The organism is Nonomuraea sp. NPDC048882, assembly GCF_040649755.1.
Classification (GTDB): Bacteria; Actinomycetota; Actinomycetes; order Streptosporangiales; family Streptosporangiaceae; genus Nonomuraea; species Nonomuraea maheshkhaliensis.
The window spans coordinates 590,495-604,385 of the sequence record NZ_JBEZGB010000003.1 but is presented as its reverse complement, the minus strand read 5'-3'; the positions used below and the strand labels follow the sequence as shown (position 1 = coordinate 604,385).

Below are 13,891 nucleotides of genomic sequence, written 5' to 3'. Positions count from 1 at the left end.
CCCGATCAGCGCAGGATCTTGAACCAGGACGATCCGAACGTTACCTGCCTGTCATACTCCTTCAGTACCCGCCAGTATCCGGGCGATCTCCGGCAGCGCCGCCGGATCCTCGATGGTGGAGGGCGTGGTGTACGGGTTGCCGTCGGCGATGTCCCGCATCGTGGCGCGCAGGATCTTGCCCGAGCGCGTCTTCGGCAGCCTGCTCACCACGACGGCGCGGCGGAAGGCGGCGACGGGGCCGATGCGCTCGCGTACGAGGGCGGCCAGCTCTCGTTCCATCTCCTCCTGGCCGCGCTCCGCCCCGGCCTTCAGCACCACGAACCCCATCGGGAGCTGGCCCTTCACCTCGTCGGCCACCCCGATCACGGCGCATTCTGCCACGTCGGGGTGGGCCGCGATGACCTCCTCCATCGAGCCGGTGGACAGCCGGTGTCCTGCCACGTTGATCACGTCGTCGATGCGGCCCATGACGTACAGGTAGCCGTCGTCGTCCAGGTGGCCGCCGTCGCCGGTCAGGTAGTGGCCCGGATAGCGGTCGAGGTAGGAGCGGGCGAAGCGGTCGTCGTCGCGATAGAGGGTCGGCAGGGCGCCGGGCGGGAGCGGCAGCTTGACGGTGACGGCGCCCTCCGTGCCGGGCGGGCAGTCGCGGCCGTCGTTGTCGAGGATGTGCACGTCCCAGCCGGGTACGGCCTTGGTCGGGGAGCCCGGCTTGATCGGCAGCCGTTCGACGCCGACGCAGTTCGCGGCGATGGGCCAGCCGGTCTCGGTCTGCCACCAGTGGTCGATGACGGGGACGCCGAGCAGGTCGGAGGCCCAGTGGTAGGTGTCGGGGTCGAGCCGTTCTCCGGCCAGGAAGAGGTACCGCAGCCCCGACAGGTCCCACTTTTTCGCGAAATTGCCGGATGGGTCCTCTTTTTTGATGGCGCGGAAGGCGGTCGGGGCGGTGAAGAGCGTGCGCACGCCGTACGTGGACACCACCCGCCAGAAGGCGCCCGGGTCGGGGGTGCCGACGGGCTTGCCCTCGTACAGGACGGTCGTGCAGCCCGCCAGCAGCGGCCCGTAGACGATGTAGGAGTGGCCGACCACCCAGCCGACGTCGGAGGCGGCCCAGAAGACCTCGCCGGGGGCGGCGCCGTACACGTGGGACATGCTCCAGTGCAGCGCCACCGCGTGGCCGCCGTTGTCGCGCACGACGCCCTTCGGCGTGCCGGTGGTGCCCGAGGTGTAGAGGATGTACAGCGGGTCGGTCGCGGCCACGCTCACGCACCCGGCCGGCTCGGCCGCGCCCACGGCCCGCACCCAGTCCAGGTCGCGGCCCGGCGTCAGCTCCGCCGGGCTCTCGGGCCGCTGCAGGATCACGCAGTGTCCCGGCCGGTGCTCGGCCTGCTCAAGCGCGGCGTCCAGCAGCGGTTTGTACGCCACCACACGGCTGGGCTCGATCCCGCAGGAGGCCGACAGCACCACCTTGGGCCTGGCGTGGTCGATCCGCACGGCCAGCTCACGGGCCGCGAACCCGCCGAACACCACCGAGTGCACCGCCCCGAGCCGGGCGCAGGCCAGCATCGCGACCACCGCCTCCGGCACCATGGGCATGTAGATCACCACGGTGTCGCCGGCCTCCACGCCGAGGTCGCGCAGCATGCCCGCGGCCTTGCTCACCTCGTCCAGCAGCTCCGTGTAGGTGTAGGTGCGCGTGGTGCCGGTGACGGGGCTGTCGTAGATCAGCGCCGCCTGTGCGCCGCGGCCCGCCGCGACGTGCCGGTCGACGGCGTTGTGGCAGGTGTTGAGCCGGCCGTCGGGGAACCAGCGGCCGCCGGCGTGGACGGTGGCGGGCGCGAGATCCCACTGGATCCCGAGCGCGGCCTCCCCCCAGAACTCCTCGGGCCGCTCGATGCTCCGCCGGTATGCCTCGTCATAAGCGCTCACTTGTCGATCAGAACAGCCGTCAGCCCATGGCGCAAGATAGGAGGGATGAGCGATGACGTGATCCTTACCGTGGTGATGGGGTCGAGGGCGTACGGGCTGGAGACCGACGCCTCCGACACCGACCGGCGCGGCGTGTTCGTGACACCGACCTCGGCGTTCTGGCGGCTGGACAAACCGCCCACGCATCGGGACGGGCCGCTGCCCGAGCAGTTCTCCTGGGAGGTCGAGCGCTTCTGCGGCCTGGCCCTCGACGCCAACCCGACGGTGCTCGAATGCCTGTGGTCGCCGCTGGTGGAGGTGGTCACGCCCGCCGGGCGGCGGCTGCGCGACCTGCGGGGGGCGTTCCTGTCGCAGCGCGCGCACCGCTCCTTCGCCGGGTACGCCGACGCGCAGTTCCGCCGCCTCGACCCCGAGCGGCCGAACGGGAAGCAGGCCATGCACATGGTGCGGCTGCTGCTCAGCGGCCTGCACCTCGTGCGGCACGGGGAGCCGCTGGTCCGCGTGGACGCCCACCGGGAGCGGCTGCTGGCGATCAGGAACGGGCGGATGCCCTGGCCGGAGGTGGACGGCTGGCGGGCCGCGCTCACGGCGGAACTGGCCGCGGCGCCGAGCGTCCTGCCCGAACAGCCGGACCGCGAGCGGGTGGAGGAGTTCCTGGTGGGGGTACGCCAGGAGAACCTGCCGCCGTGCGGCCGGCCCGCGAGATGAGCCTCGCGAGCCGGCGCGATAACGCGTACCTCAGGCGTTCGCGGGGTCGGCCGACAGGACCAGGCGGACCGCGAAGTTGCGGTAGCCGGCGCGTTCGAAGGCCTTGGCCATCGGCACGTTGCCGGCGTCCGTGTCGGCCACGATGCGCCGGACCCCGCGCAGGGCGTGGCTGCGGGTGATCTCGGCGAGGAGGTCGTCCACGTACCCCTGGCCGCGCCGTTCCGGCACCACCCCGAGGTAGCCGACCACGGGCCCGGCGGCGTTGGCCGACGGCAGGGCGACCCCGACGAGCTCGCCGTCCAGGTCGTAGGCCAGCCGCCACCAGTCCCGATCCCCGGGCATGGACCGGTTGTCGCGCACGTCCTCGCGCGCCTGCTCCATCGGGTCCATGACGGCCAGCGCCTGGCGGGTGTGCGCGTCGAGGGTGCCCTGCGCCACCCTGGCGAAGGCGGCCGCGAACACCTCGTCGTCGTCATCGCCGCGGAAGACTAGCCGCGCCGACGGCTCGGGGACGGGCCCGTCCGCCCACTCGTACCGCAGGCGTTCCAGCTCGTCGGTCAGTCCTGCGCGCCCGGCGGCCTCCCATCGCCAGGCCAGGGCGGCGCCTGTCCTGGGCGCCTCGCGCCAGCCGTTGGTGACGAACACGTGGTACGCGGGCGCCGTGCCGAACGCGGCGTGGGCCCGGCGCAGCAGCTCGGCGATCAGGCCGACGCGGTCGGGGACCGAGGGGGCGGCGTACAGGCAGTCGAGCGCGAGCGGCCGGTCCTCCCCGGGGAAGCCCCACCACACGGCGCGGGCCAGGATCTCGCCGCCGGGCTCGTCCTCGGCCAGCCAGATGCGATCGAAACGGTAGGCGCCGCTCTCCAGGAACGACAGCAGCCGGTCGGGATGGGACCAGCTGATGGACTCGTCGACGACGCAACCGAGCAGGCGGTCTAGGTCGTCCTTGACCGCAGTGCGGAAATGCATGATTCCTCCGAGAATCGGAAACGGGCGCCGCGGGCGCCCAGATAGATGCGAAACACTCAGCGCCTCCTTTCTTCCGACTTTTCGGCGTGCGCTGGCACTCTACCGAAATATCGCGACAGGATGGCCTAGTGACCTCCTACGACGACGACACGCTGCCCCTGCAGCCCCCGATCCGGCTGCCCGGCGAGGCCACGCTCGCGGCCGCCGTACGCGCCGCGCCGCTGGCGGACGAGCTGAAGCCGGAAGGCGACGACGCGGAGGTGCTGGCCGCGTGGTCCGGGCACTGCCGCGAGCGGCTGGCCGAGGACGAGGGGCTCCTGCTTGAGCTGATCAGGATGTTCCTGTCCAGGGAGCCGCTCAAGGGCGAGGCCCCCGTGACGCTGACGGGCCTCGGGCTGGTCCGGCAGGAGGAGCCGTACACGCTGAGCTGGCTCGGGCTGTGGGTGGCGCGGCAGATCATCGCCGAGACCACCGGGCAGGACATCCCGGTCATGGGCTCGCTCGCGGACGCCGACGCGACGGCGCTGCTGCACGGACTGCGGGCCTATCCGGAGTCCGAGCGAGCCGAGGAGCTGACCGGCTGGCTGAAGGAGCGGGACCCCGCGCAGGCCGCGGCCGAGATCGGCTCGGTGCTGGGCGCGGTGAGCCCGCTGAGCCGGGCGGTCGGCGTCGAGGTGCTGTCGGCGAACCTCGGCGACGAGGGACGGCGGGCCCTGGCCAGGCGGCTGGAGGAGCCGAAGCTGGGCGCGGTGATCGCCGCCAGGACCGGGCGGGACGAGCGGCAGCCGACGCCGGAGGAGATCGCCTGGGTGCTGGTGGACATGGCGGCGGCGCTGCTGGAGTTCGGGGGCGAGACCGGTGAGGTGATCGAGTCGATCGCGCTGGGGATGGACGCCGAGGAGCAGGCGGGGACGATCGCGATCCTCGCGTTCGGGGACCATCCGTGGACCGGGCAGGTGCTGCGCGTCTTCATCGAGCACCACCCGGACGAGCGCGTCTCGGCCGCCGCCCGCAAGGCCCTGCGCCGCCTGCGCGGCCTGGCCGACGTACGCGGCTGAGGTCCTTGAGGCCCTGCGGCACCTGCACGGCCGGTCGGCATACGGCGGCTGAGGTGTGGCGCATGTGAGCGGAGGTGCGCGTGGGGCGGCGGGGCGCCGGTAGAGTCGGATCGGTGAACGAGCATGCGATCTCTCCTCAGACCGGCATCCTGGGTGACGCGTTCGCCTGCGACTGCGGTGTGCTCCTGGGCGGCCGCATGGTCGCCGAGCTGCACGCCGCCGACAACGGGCTCTGCTCGGCCTGCCTCGGCACGACCAGGGAGGAGCCGGCGGCCGGCCTGACGCGCCCGTGCACGTCGTGCGCCGGCAGCGGCCGGCGCAAGGAGCAGGTGCACTGGCAGCTCGCGTACGCCGAGGCCGAGCATCTGATCACGATGACCGTCGTGCGCGGCGTGGTCGCCGGGTTCGACGGCCCGTTCCGCCTGTCGGAGATCGCCGACACGGTCAGGAGCGGGCTGGGGCTGCCCACCGGGCGGCTGCCGGTCGGGCCTCGGGTGCGTGACCTGCTGCTGCAACTGCAGGCGGCGGGCGAGATCACCATGTTGTCGGCGCCCGACGAGATGGTCGGCACCGACATGGTGCTCTACCGCGACCCGCAGTGGCAGCGCGCCCGCACCCTCGGCCTCTGACCGCCCGCGAGCCCTCTCAGTCGCGGGCGGGGAGCCGGCAGACGATCTCGCCGTGCAGGAGGGACAGCCAGCCGTCCTCCGCCCGGACCCACTCCAGCCACCCCTCCGACATGCGCCGCAGGTCGGCCTGCGTGGCGGCGCCGGTGGCCAGGGCCTGTTCGGCCATCGCCGAGCTCAGGATCCGTTCCGCCCACATCCCGCCCCACCACGCCCGGTCCTCGGGGGTGGCGAAACACCAGGTGGAGGAGGTGGCGGTGACGTCCTCGAAGCCCGCCTGCCGGGCCCATGACAGCAGCCGCCGCCCGGCGTCAGGCTCTCCGCCGTTGCCGCGGGCGATGCGCTGGTAGAGCTCCATCCACTCGTCCAGCGCCGGCACCCGCGGCCACCAGGTGAACGCCGTGTAGTCGCTGTCGCGGGCCGCCACGTAGCCGCCCGGCTTGGTCACCCGCCCCATCTCCCGCAACGCCAGCACCGGATCGCCGACGTGCTGGAGCACCTGGTGCGCGTGCACGACGCAGAAGGTGTCGTCGGGGAAGCCGAGCGCGTGCACGTCGGCGACGGCGAAGTCGACGTTCGTCAGCCCTCTGGCGGCCACCTCGGCCCTGGCCAGGCCGAGCGTCTCCTCGCTCACCTCGGACGCCGTCACGCGCCCGACCAGGCCCGCCAGCTCGGCGGTGATCGTGCCGGGGCCGCTGCCGATGTCGAGCAGCTTCATGTGCGGCTTGAGGTGGGGCAGCAGGTACGCGGCCGAGTTGGCGGCGGTGCGCCAGCGGTGCGAGCGCAGCACGGACTCGTGGTGGCCATGGGTGTAGACGGCGTTCATCGGCGAACTCCCTCCGTCGTGCGATTACCGCCACCCTAACCACATCTCATCATTCAAGAAACTTTGTCTTAGAATTCGAGATACGCGCGGGCGATCGTACACTTGGGCTGACACATGGCGACATATCAGGAGAGGCGGGGATCGTGGGAGAGGTTCGGCCGATCGTGCGCGTGGGCGATCCGGTGCTGCACCACCCGTGCGAGCCGGTGACCGGCTTCGACGGCGAGCTGGCGGCGCTGGTGGAAGACATGTTCGCGAGCATGTACGCGGCGGAGGGCGTGGGCCTGGCCGCCAACCAGATCGGCGTGCCGCTGCGCGTCTTCGTCTACGACTGCCAGGACGCCGACGGGCAGCCGCACAAGGGCGTCGTCGTCAACCCGGTGCTGGAGCTGCCCGGCCTCGGCGAGCGCCGGCTCGACACCGGCGACGAGGGCTGCCTGTCGGTCCCCGGCCAATACGCGCCCCTCCCCCGCGCCGATCGCGCCACCGTGCGCGGCTTCGACGCCGGCGGCGAGCCCGTCGTGGTCGAGGGCACCGGGCTGCTGGCGCGCTGCCTGCAGCACGAGACCGATCACCTCGACGGCCATCTCTACATCGACCGGCTCCCGGCCAAGCGGCGCAAGCAGGTGCTGGCGGCGTACGAGGAATCCACTAAAGCGGACAAAGCATCGCTATAGTGGAGGAATGACAGGTGAAGGGGTCCTGGCCAGCGGGCTGTCCATGGCCGAGCTGGGGCAGCGGATCCGGGGCGAGCGGCGCGCGCGCGGGCTGTCCATCGAGCGGCTGGCCGAGCTGAGCGGCATCAGCAGGAGCATGGTCTCCGAGGTCGAACGGGGCGCGAAGACGCCCAGCGTGCTGGTGCTCGACCGGCTGGCCACGGCACTGGGCACGTCGATCTCCCGGCTGCTCGACGAGCCCGCCCGCGAGACGATCCGGGTGCTGCGCCACGACGAGCAGCGCGTCCTGCGCGACCCGTCGGGCTGGGAGCGGCGGGTGCTGTCGCCCGTGCTGGGCGAGGTCGAGTTCGAGTTCATGCGGACGACGATCGGGCCGGGGGTGGACGCGGGCGAGTTCGTGCCGCACGCACCCGGCTCGCGCGAGTACCTGGCCGTCGAACGCGGCACCCTGCGGCTGACGATCGACGGCCGGCCGTACGAGCTGGGGTCCGGCGACTCGGCCTACTACCCGGGCGACCGCCGCCACGCCTTTGCCAACGACGGCCCTGCCGACTGCGTCTTCTACCTGGCCATGGAGCTGGGCCCGCGGGCGCAGGCGGGAGCGGCCGGGCACCACACGGCACGGAAGGACACACCCCATGGATGAGCTGCGCCTGGCGGGGGCCAAGGCCATCGACAAGCTGCGCCCGGCGGATCCGCAGGCCGTGAACGAGCTACGCCTGGCGGGAGTCAAGGCGGCCGGGATCTGGGCCGAGCACCTCGGCGGCGTCGCCGACCGGCCGGTCTGGCGGCCGGTGCCGGACGGCGAGCTGGCCTGGCTCACCGGTCAGGAGCTCCCGGAGACCGGGCGGGCGCTGGACGACCTGCTGGAGGACACGCGGGCCCACGTGCTGCCGTACCCGATGGGCAACGGGCATCCGCGCTTCTTCGGCTGGGTGAACTCGCCGCCGAACCCGGCCGGTGTCCTCGTCGAGCCGCTGGCCTCGGCGCTGAACCCGAGCTGCGCCGGCGGCGACCACGCCGGGCCGCACCTGGAGCGCACGGTGGTGCGCTGGCTGGCCGGGCTCGTCGGCTTCCCGCACCTGCCCGGCGGCGGGCTGCTGACCAGCGGCGCCTCCATGGCCACGGTGATCTGCCTGGCCAGCGCCCGGCAGCGGGCGGCGCAGGCCGACGGCTGGGACGTGCGCGAGGAGGGGCTGTCCGGGCGGGCGCCCCTGGTCATGTACGTCACCGAGGAGGGGCACAGCTGCCTGCACAAGGCCGCCCAGCTGCTCGGTCTCGGGGCCAGGCACGTGCGCACGGTGCCGGTGGACGCGGCGTACCGGATGGACGTGGGCGCGCTGCGTACCATGATCGCCGAGGACCTGGCGGCGGGGCTGCGGCCGTTCTGCGTGGCGGGCAGCGCCGGGACCGTCAACTCCGGCGCGGTGGACCCCCTCGACGAGATCGCGGACGTGGCCGCCGAGCACGGCCTGTGGTTCCACGTGGACGGCGCCTACGGCGCGCTCGGCGTCCTGGCCGGCGGCGCCGCGCCGCACTACGCGGGGATGGAGCGGGCCGACTCCCTGGCCCTCGACCCGCACAAGTGGCTCGGGGTGCCGGTGGGCTGCGGCTGCGCGCTGCTGCGCGATCCGGGCGCGGCGCGGGCCGCGTTCAGCCTGGTGCCGTCGTACCTGGTGGACGAGAACGCCGGCGAGCTCGGCTGGTTCGCCGAGTACGGCCCCGAGCAGACCCGCCCCTTCCGCGCGCTGAAGACCTGGGCCACCCTGTCCCACCTGGGCCGGGCCGGGGTCAAGGACCTGGTGGAGCACACCGCCACGCTGGCCCGCGAGCTGGGCGCCATGGTGGAGCGGGCGCCCGACTTCGAACTGCTCGCGCCCGTCACCACTTCGATCACGGCTTTCCGCCACACCCCTCGCGAGAGCGGGCTGGACGCGCTCAACCGGGCCGTCCCCGGCGCGGTGCAGGCACGCGGCAACGCCTTCCTCACCGGCACCCGGCTCGGCGGGCGGGACGCGCTGCGCGCCTGCTTCCTGCATCCGGGGACGACGCGGGCGGACCTGGAGGTGCTGCTCGACGAGATCCGTGTGGCGGCCAAGTCCCTTTAGGGCCGCCGGGAAGCCCTCTGCACATCACCTGGAATTCGCAGAGAAGCGACAAAGTGTCGTGACTCGCCCGGTCGCCCGGGTAGAGGGCCGTCCTCTACCCGTTCACCCGGAGGATCCCATGGCGAAGACCGTGGCAGATGTGATGACCTCGCACCCGGCGACGGTCGAGGCGGACCAGCCGGTGTCCGTCGCGGCCTCGCTCATGCGCGACCACGACACCGGGGCGCTCATCGTCAATGACAAGGGCCGCATGAAGGGCATCGTCACCGACCGCGACATCACCGTGCGCGTGGTCGCCGACGAACGCGGCCCGGACACGCCGGTACGCGAGGCGTGCACCGCCTCCGTGGAGGCCATCGGGCCAGAGACCAGCATCGAGCAGGCCGTCCGGCTCATGCGCACGCACGCCGTACGCCGGCTGCCGGTGGTCGAGGACGGGCGCGCGGTCGGAGTGGTGAGCCTGGGCGACCTGGCGGTCGAGCGCGACCCCAGCTCCGCCCTGGCCGACATCTCCGCCGCCGAGGCCACCCACTGACGGCAACCGCTGGGGGCAACCGCTGGGGGCAAGCGCTGGGGGCAAGCGCTGGGGGCAAGCGCTGACGGCGGCCCCTAAGTGCGGCCCCCAGAGGGCGGCCACTGCGTGCGCCCCGGAAAGTGTCGGTCCTGGGCTATAACGTGGCAGCATGATCACAGTCGACGACGTACGCCAGTTCGCGCGCACGCTCCCCCGCTCGTCGGAGCACCTGATCAGAGACCGCGTGAAGTTCCGCGTGGGCCAGATCGTCTACGTGGCGTTCTCACGTGACGAGACCCAGATGGGGTTCGGCTTCCCCAAGGAGGAGCGCGCGGCGCTGGTGGCGGCCGAGCCGGACAAGTTCCTCATGCCCAGGGAGTCCGACCTGCGCTTCCACTGGGTGGAGGCGCGCACGGCGGCCCTCGACGTCGCGGAGATGCGCGAGCTGGTGCTGGAGGCGTGGCGCATGTGCGTCCCGCAGAAGGTCCGCCGCGAACAGGAACTCACCGCCCGCCTGCGGCCGTAGCACCGGCCGGCCGGCGACGGCACCGGCCCGCGCACGACCGCATGAGCCGACGCGCGACCACGCGGACGAAGGTCGCGGACCGACGCGCGAAGGCGCAGGCGGAGGCCGCCGGTCAGCGGGTGACGTCGCGGTAGAGGTCGCGGGTGAGCGTGGTGATGCGCTTGACCGAGGAGCTCCACGTGCCGCCCGCCGGATGGGCGGTCAGCACCGCCATGATGTAGCGCTCGCCCTTCCCGGCCAGCCCGGTCGAGTGCAGCACCGGCCGCCCGTAGTCGGGCACGCCCGAGCCGGTGGCGCGCTGGGCGATCCACGAGATGGGCGCCCCCACGGCCCTGGCACCGCCGCCGCCACCGCACCTGACCGGCGGCGTCGTGCCGAACCCCGACCAGCCCTGCTTGACCGCCCATGGCCGGGGCAGCGCGTCGGGGATGCCGAAGGTCTGGTCGAAGCCGTCGGTGCCGCACGGGATCGAGTGCCGCAGGTGGCTGAGGATCGTGTCCCTGACCCGGGCGTCGGCCCGGTCGAGCAGGTAGCGGTAGGTGCGCACGATGTCGTACGCGCTCAGCGAGGTGTAACCCCAGAAGCCCGGCTTGGACGCCGGCGGCGGCGTGGTGTCGGACAGCCCGAGCCGGCGCGCCTGCCTGACGATGATCTGCCCCTTGCCCAGCCGGTCCCAGAACGTGGACGCGGCGTCGTCGTCGCTGGAGCGCAGCATGATCCGCAGCAGCCTGGCATCGGCGGCGGGCACGCTCTTGCGCCGCTCCAGGTAGTCGATCGCGATGAGGATCTTCACCACCGAGGCCGAGCGGTATTTCCGGTGCGCGTTGCGCGTGGCGACGATCTTGCCGGCCTGCCGGTCGAACACCACCCACGCCGCGGTCGTCCCCGCGGGCACCTGAGGCGGCCGGGCCTGGGCGGCGGCGTGAGCCGCTGGAGCGGAGGCCGCGAGCGTGGCGGCGGTGACGGCCGCGAGGGGCACGGCGGCAAGAGGCTTGATTCGCACCCGCCCATAAATACCAGATCGTGACACGACACTCTTGACCAGGAAACGAAAGCGGGTATAAACACAGAGGAAACCAACCCGAAACGGCGGTGAATCAACATCATGTACGCCGAGGAGCGGCAGCAGGAGATCCTGCGGAGAGCGCGGCTAGCGGGCCGTGTCGACGTGGTGACGCTGGCCGCCGAGCTCGACGTGACCACAGAGACGATCCGCCGCGACCTGACGTCGCTGGAGCGGGCGGGCGTGCTGCGGCGCGTCCACGGGGGCGCCATCCCCGTGGAGCGGCTGGGGTTCGAGCCCGCACTGGCCGCCCGTGACGAGGTCATGACGGCCGAGAAGGAACGCATCGCCAAGGCGGCGCTGGCCGAGCTGCCCGAGGACGGCTCGGTGATCATCGACGCCGGCACCACCACGGGCCGCCTGGTGCAGGTGCTGCCCCTCGACCGGGAGCTGACCGTGGTGGTCAACTCCCCGCCACTGGCCACCGCCCTGGCCGCGCGATCCAACCTGAACGTGATCATGCTGGGCGGCCGGTTGCGCGGCAAGACGCTGGCCACGGTGGACGACTGGGCGCTGCGCCCGCTCGACCGGCTCAACGTGGACGTGGCGTTCATGGCGACCAACGGCTGCTCGCTCGCCCGTGGCCTGACCACGCCCGACCCGGCGGAGGCGGCCATCAAGCGGGCCATGGTCAACGCCGCGCAGCGCAGCGTGCTGCTGGCCGACCACACCAAGTTCGGCAACACCTACCTGGCCACTTTCGCGGAGCTGAGCGAGATCGACGTGCTGATCACCGACACCGGCCTCGACGTGGCGCTGGCCGCCGACATGGCGGCCGCCGGCCCGGAGGTGATCAGGGCGTGATCCTCACCCTGACCCTCAACCCGAGCCTCGACCGGACCATCGAGATCGCCTCGCTCGACCGGGGCGCGGTCATCCGCGCCGCCACCGCCCGCCTCGACCCCGGGGGCAAGGGCGTCAACGTCTCGCGCGCCCTGCTGGCCAACTCGGTGGCGAGCCGCGCGGTGGTCCCGTACGGCGGCGACGAGGGCAGGCAGCTCATCCGCCTGCTGGCCGCGGAAGGGCTCGACATGGTCACCGTCCCGGTGGCCGGCCCGACCCGGTCGAACGTCACGCTGGCCGAGCCCGACGGCACCACCACCAAGATCAACGAGCCGGGCACCGCCCTGTCGCAGGAGGAGCTCGACACGATCGCCGACACCGTCCTGAGCGCCGCCCACGAGGCGGACTGGGTGGTGGCCTCCGGCAGTCTGCCGCCCGAGGTGCCCTCCGACGTCTACGCCCGGCTGTGCCGCAGGTTCGCCGGGGCCGGCATCCTCATGGCCGTCGACTCCAGCGGCCCGGCGCTGGCGAGCGCGCTCACCGCCGCGCCCGCCCTGGTCAAGCCCAACCTGGAGGAGCTGTCCGGAGCCACCGGCATGCCGATCCGCCGGCTTGGCGACGTGGCCGAGGCCGCGGCCAAGCTGCGGGCCGCCGGCGCGCGTACGGTGCTGGCCAGCCTGGGCGCCGACGGCGCCGTCCTCGTCGAGGAGGACGGCATCTGGTACGGCGAGGCACCGGTCACGGAGCCGCGCAGCTCAGTCGGGGCGGGTGACGCCATGCTGGCCGGATTCCTGGCCGGCGGCGGCTCCGGCCCCGACGCGCTGGCGCTGGCTCTGGCCTGGGGCGCCGCCGCCGTATGCCTGCCCGGCAGCCGCATGCCGGGCCCCGACCACATCGACCCCGGCGCCGTCACCGTCCGCGCGCCCGATCCCGACCGTCCGCTCTCATCCCCCCACCCGTAATAAGCGGCTGCTCACCCCCCTGAAGGAGCACGTCCATGGCCGACACCTACACACCTCGGGTCACCGGAACCGGGGTCAAGGCCACCATTCAGCGCATCGGCGGCCATCTGGCCGGCATGATCATGCCGAACATCGGCGCGTTCATCGCCTGGGGCCTGATCACCGCGCTGTTCATCCCGACGGGCTGGCTGCCCAACGAGACGCTGGCCAAGATGGTCGATCCGATCATCAAGATGCTGCTGCCGATCCTCATCGCCTATACCGGCGGCCGGATGGTGCACGGGCAGCGCGGCGCGGTCGTCGGCGCGGTCGCGGTCATGGGCGTCGTAGTGGGCACGGACTCTCCGATGTTCCTGGGCGCCATGATCATCGGCCCGCTCGCCGCCCTAATCATCAAATATGTGGACAAGTTCACTGAGGAGCGGACCAAAGCCGGCTTCGAAATGCTGGTGGACAACTTCTCCGCCGGTATCGTGGGCGGCGCGATGGCCGTGGTCGGCATGTACGCCATCGGCCCCGTCGTCCAGACGATCACCACCGCCGCGGGCAACGCGGTCGAGTGGCTGATCGTCAACAATCTGCTGCCGATCGCCTCCGTGCTGATCGAGCCGGCCAAGGTACTCTTCCTCAACAACGCCATCAACCACGGCGTGCTCAGCCCGCTGGGCGTGGCCGAGGCCGCCGAGCAGGGCAAGTCGATCCTGTTCATGCTGGAGTCCAACCCCGGCCCCGGGCTGGGGCTGCTGCTGGCCTACCTGCTGTTCGGGCCGCGCGCGATGCGCCCGAGCACGCCGGCCGCGATGATCATCCACTTCTTCGGCGGCATCCACGAGATCTACTTCCCGTACGTCCTCATGAAGCCCCGCCTCATCGTGGCCGTCATCGCGGGCGGCGCGGCCGGGGTCTTCACGTTCATGATCACAGGTGCCGGCCTGGTCGCCACCCCGTCGCCCGGCAGCATCTTCGCCTACCTCGCGGTGACCCCCAAGGGCGGCTGGCTCGGCTCCAGCCTGGGCATCCTCGTCGCGACGGCCGTGTCGTTCGCGGTCGCCGCCCTCCTGCTCGGCTTCGGCAGGGGCGAGAAGGCGGAGCCCGAGGAGCCCGAGCCCACCGCGACAGAAGAAACCGCAACCAAGGAGAGCTGA

Annotated in this window: 15 protein-coding genes; 11 read left to right on the top strand and 4 right to left on the bottom strand. The window is 72.3% G+C overall.

The annotated features are described in order from the left end of the window. Positions 1 to 51 precede the first annotated feature (51 nt). Positions 52 to 1,926, bottom strand: a complete 1,875-nt coding sequence (locus AB0C27_RS12725; protein ID WP_357842110.1) for a propionyl-CoA synthetase — start codon at positions 1,924 to 1,926, stop codon at positions 52 to 54. A 45-nt stretch (positions 1,927 to 1,971) separates the two neighbouring features. On the opposite strand from AB0C27_RS12725, the gene AB0C27_RS12720 reads away from it, so the two are divergent. Continuing rightward, complete coding sequence (locus AB0C27_RS12720; RefSeq protein WP_357842107.1) at positions 1,972 to 2,634, top strand: nucleotidyltransferase domain-containing protein; 663 nt, start codon at positions 1,972 to 1,974, stop codon at positions 2,632 to 2,634. Between the two features lie 30 nt (positions 2,635 to 2,664). On the opposite strand, the gene AB0C27_RS12715 is transcribed toward AB0C27_RS12720, so the two are convergent. Continuing rightward, positions 2,665 to 3,603, bottom strand: coding sequence for a GNAT family N-acetyltransferase (locus AB0C27_RS12715; protein WP_357842104.1), 939 nt, complete (start codon positions 3,601 to 3,603; stop codon positions 2,665 to 2,667). 128 nt (positions 3,604 to 3,731) lie between these two features. On the opposite strand from AB0C27_RS12715, the gene AB0C27_RS12710 reads away from it, so the two are divergent. Both AB0C27_RS12710 and AB0C27_RS12705 read left to right on the top strand, forming a co-directional pair. Beyond that, the gene (locus tag AB0C27_RS12710; protein ID WP_357842101.1) at positions 3,732 to 4,661 is read left to right on the top strand and encodes a hypothetical protein; all 930 of its coding nucleotides are present in this window, start codon (positions 3,732 to 3,734) and stop codon (positions 4,659 to 4,661) included. 113 nt (positions 4,662 to 4,774) lie between these two features. Then, positions 4,775 to 5,290, top strand: coding sequence for a hypothetical protein (locus AB0C27_RS12705; RefSeq protein ID WP_346111317.1), 516 nt, complete (start codon positions 4,775 to 4,777; stop codon positions 5,288 to 5,290). A 16-nt stretch (positions 5,291 to 5,306) separates the two neighbouring features. Here AB0C27_RS12705 and AB0C27_RS12700 read toward each other — a convergent pair whose 3' ends face one another. Continuing rightward, the gene (locus AB0C27_RS12700) at positions 5,307 to 6,113 is read right to left on the bottom strand and encodes a methyltransferase domain-containing protein (protein ID WP_357842097.1); all 807 of its coding nucleotides are present in this window, start codon (positions 6,111 to 6,113) and stop codon (positions 5,307 to 5,309) included. Positions 6,114 to 6,256: 143 nt separating this feature from the next. Here AB0C27_RS12700 and def point away from each other — a divergent pair, with 143 nt between their 5' ends. From def to AB0C27_RS12675, 5 genes are all read left to right on the top strand, one after another. Continuing rightward, positions 6,257 to 6,790 (top strand): peptide deformylase, encoded by a 534-nt coding sequence (gene def, locus AB0C27_RS12695; RefSeq protein WP_357842094.1) that lies wholly within the window; start codon positions 6,257 to 6,259, stop codon positions 6,788 to 6,790. A 7-nt stretch (positions 6,791 to 6,797) separates the two neighbouring features. Then, entirely contained in the window at positions 6,798 to 7,436 is a 639-nt protein-coding gene (locus AB0C27_RS12690) for an XRE family transcriptional regulator (RefSeq protein ID WP_357842091.1), read from the top strand. Then, on the top strand, positions 7,429 to 8,898 hold the full coding sequence (locus AB0C27_RS12685; protein ID WP_357842088.1) for a pyridoxal-dependent decarboxylase: 1,470 nt from the start codon (positions 7,429 to 7,431) through the stop codon (positions 8,896 to 8,898). Before AB0C27_RS12690 ends, AB0C27_RS12685 begins: the two co-directional genes overlap by 8 nt. A 118-nt stretch (positions 8,899 to 9,016) precedes the next feature. Continuing rightward, the gene (locus tag AB0C27_RS12680) at positions 9,017 to 9,433 is read left to right on the top strand and encodes a CBS domain-containing protein (RefSeq protein WP_357842085.1); all 417 of its coding nucleotides are present in this window, start codon (positions 9,017 to 9,019) and stop codon (positions 9,431 to 9,433) included. 148 nt (positions 9,434 to 9,581) lie between these two features. Further along, entirely contained in the window at positions 9,582 to 9,938 is a 357-nt protein-coding gene (locus AB0C27_RS12675; protein ID WP_357842082.1) for an MmcQ/YjbR family DNA-binding protein, read from the top strand. Between the two features lie 112 nt (positions 9,939 to 10,050). On the opposite strand, the gene AB0C27_RS12670 is transcribed toward AB0C27_RS12675, so the two are convergent. Beyond that, positions 10,051 to 10,941 carry a hypothetical protein gene (locus AB0C27_RS12670; RefSeq protein WP_357842079.1) on the bottom strand — a complete coding sequence of 297 codons (891 nt, stop codon included), beginning with the start codon at positions 10,939 to 10,941 and terminating at the stop codon, positions 10,051 to 10,053. A gap of 102 nt (positions 10,942 to 11,043) precedes the next feature. On the opposite strand from AB0C27_RS12670, the gene AB0C27_RS12665 reads away from it, so the two are divergent. From AB0C27_RS12665 to AB0C27_RS12655, 3 genes are read left to right on the top strand one after another with little or no spacing between them, the layout of a single operon-like run. Further along, entirely contained in the window at positions 11,044 to 11,805 is a 762-nt protein-coding gene (locus tag AB0C27_RS12665) for a DeoR/GlpR family DNA-binding transcription regulator (RefSeq protein ID WP_357842077.1), read from the top strand. Continuing rightward, entirely contained in the window at positions 11,802 to 12,746 is a 945-nt protein-coding gene (pfkB, locus tag AB0C27_RS12660) for a 1-phosphofructokinase (RefSeq protein ID WP_357842074.1), read from the top strand. Before AB0C27_RS12665 ends, pfkB begins: the two co-directional genes overlap by 4 nt. Before the next feature lie 35 nt (positions 12,747 to 12,781). After that, on the top strand, positions 12,782 to 13,891 hold the full coding sequence (locus AB0C27_RS12655; protein ID WP_357842071.1) for a PTS mannitol transporter subunit IICB: 1,110 nt from the start codon (positions 12,782 to 12,784) through the stop codon (positions 13,889 to 13,891).

Excerpts from the sequence above, each read along its gene's own strand:
- AB0C27_RS12720 (WP_357842107.1), top strand. The coding sequence starts at position 1,972 with ATGAGCGATGACGTGATCCTTACCGTGGTGATGGGGTCGAGGGCGTAC.
- AB0C27_RS12715 (WP_357842104.1), bottom strand. The coding sequence starts at position 3,603 with ATGCATTTCCGCACTGCGGTCAAGGACGACCTAGACCGCCTGCTCGGT.
- AB0C27_RS12700 (WP_357842097.1), bottom strand. The coding sequence starts at position 6,113 with ATGAACGCCGTCTACACCCATGGCCACCACGAGTCCGTGCTGCGCTCG.
- AB0C27_RS12690 (WP_357842091.1), top strand. The coding sequence starts at position 6,798 with ATGACAGGTGAAGGGGTCCTGGCCAGCGGGCTGTCCATGGCCGAGCTG.
- AB0C27_RS12685 (WP_357842088.1), top strand. The coding sequence starts at position 7,429 with ATGGATGAGCTGCGCCTGGCGGGGGCCAAGGCCATCGACAAGCTGCGC.
- AB0C27_RS12680 (WP_357842085.1), top strand. The coding sequence starts at position 9,017 with ATGGCGAAGACCGTGGCAGATGTGATGACCTCGCACCCGGCGACGGTC.
- AB0C27_RS12675 (WP_357842082.1), top strand. The coding sequence starts at position 9,582 with ATGATCACAGTCGACGACGTACGCCAGTTCGCGCGCACGCTCCCCCGC.
- AB0C27_RS12665 (WP_357842077.1), top strand. The coding sequence starts at position 11,044 with ATGTACGCCGAGGAGCGGCAGCAGGAGATCCTGCGGAGAGCGCGGCTA.
- AB0C27_RS12655 (WP_357842071.1), top strand. The coding sequence starts at position 12,782 with ATGGCCGACACCTACACACCTCGGGTCACCGGAACCGGGGTCAAGGCC.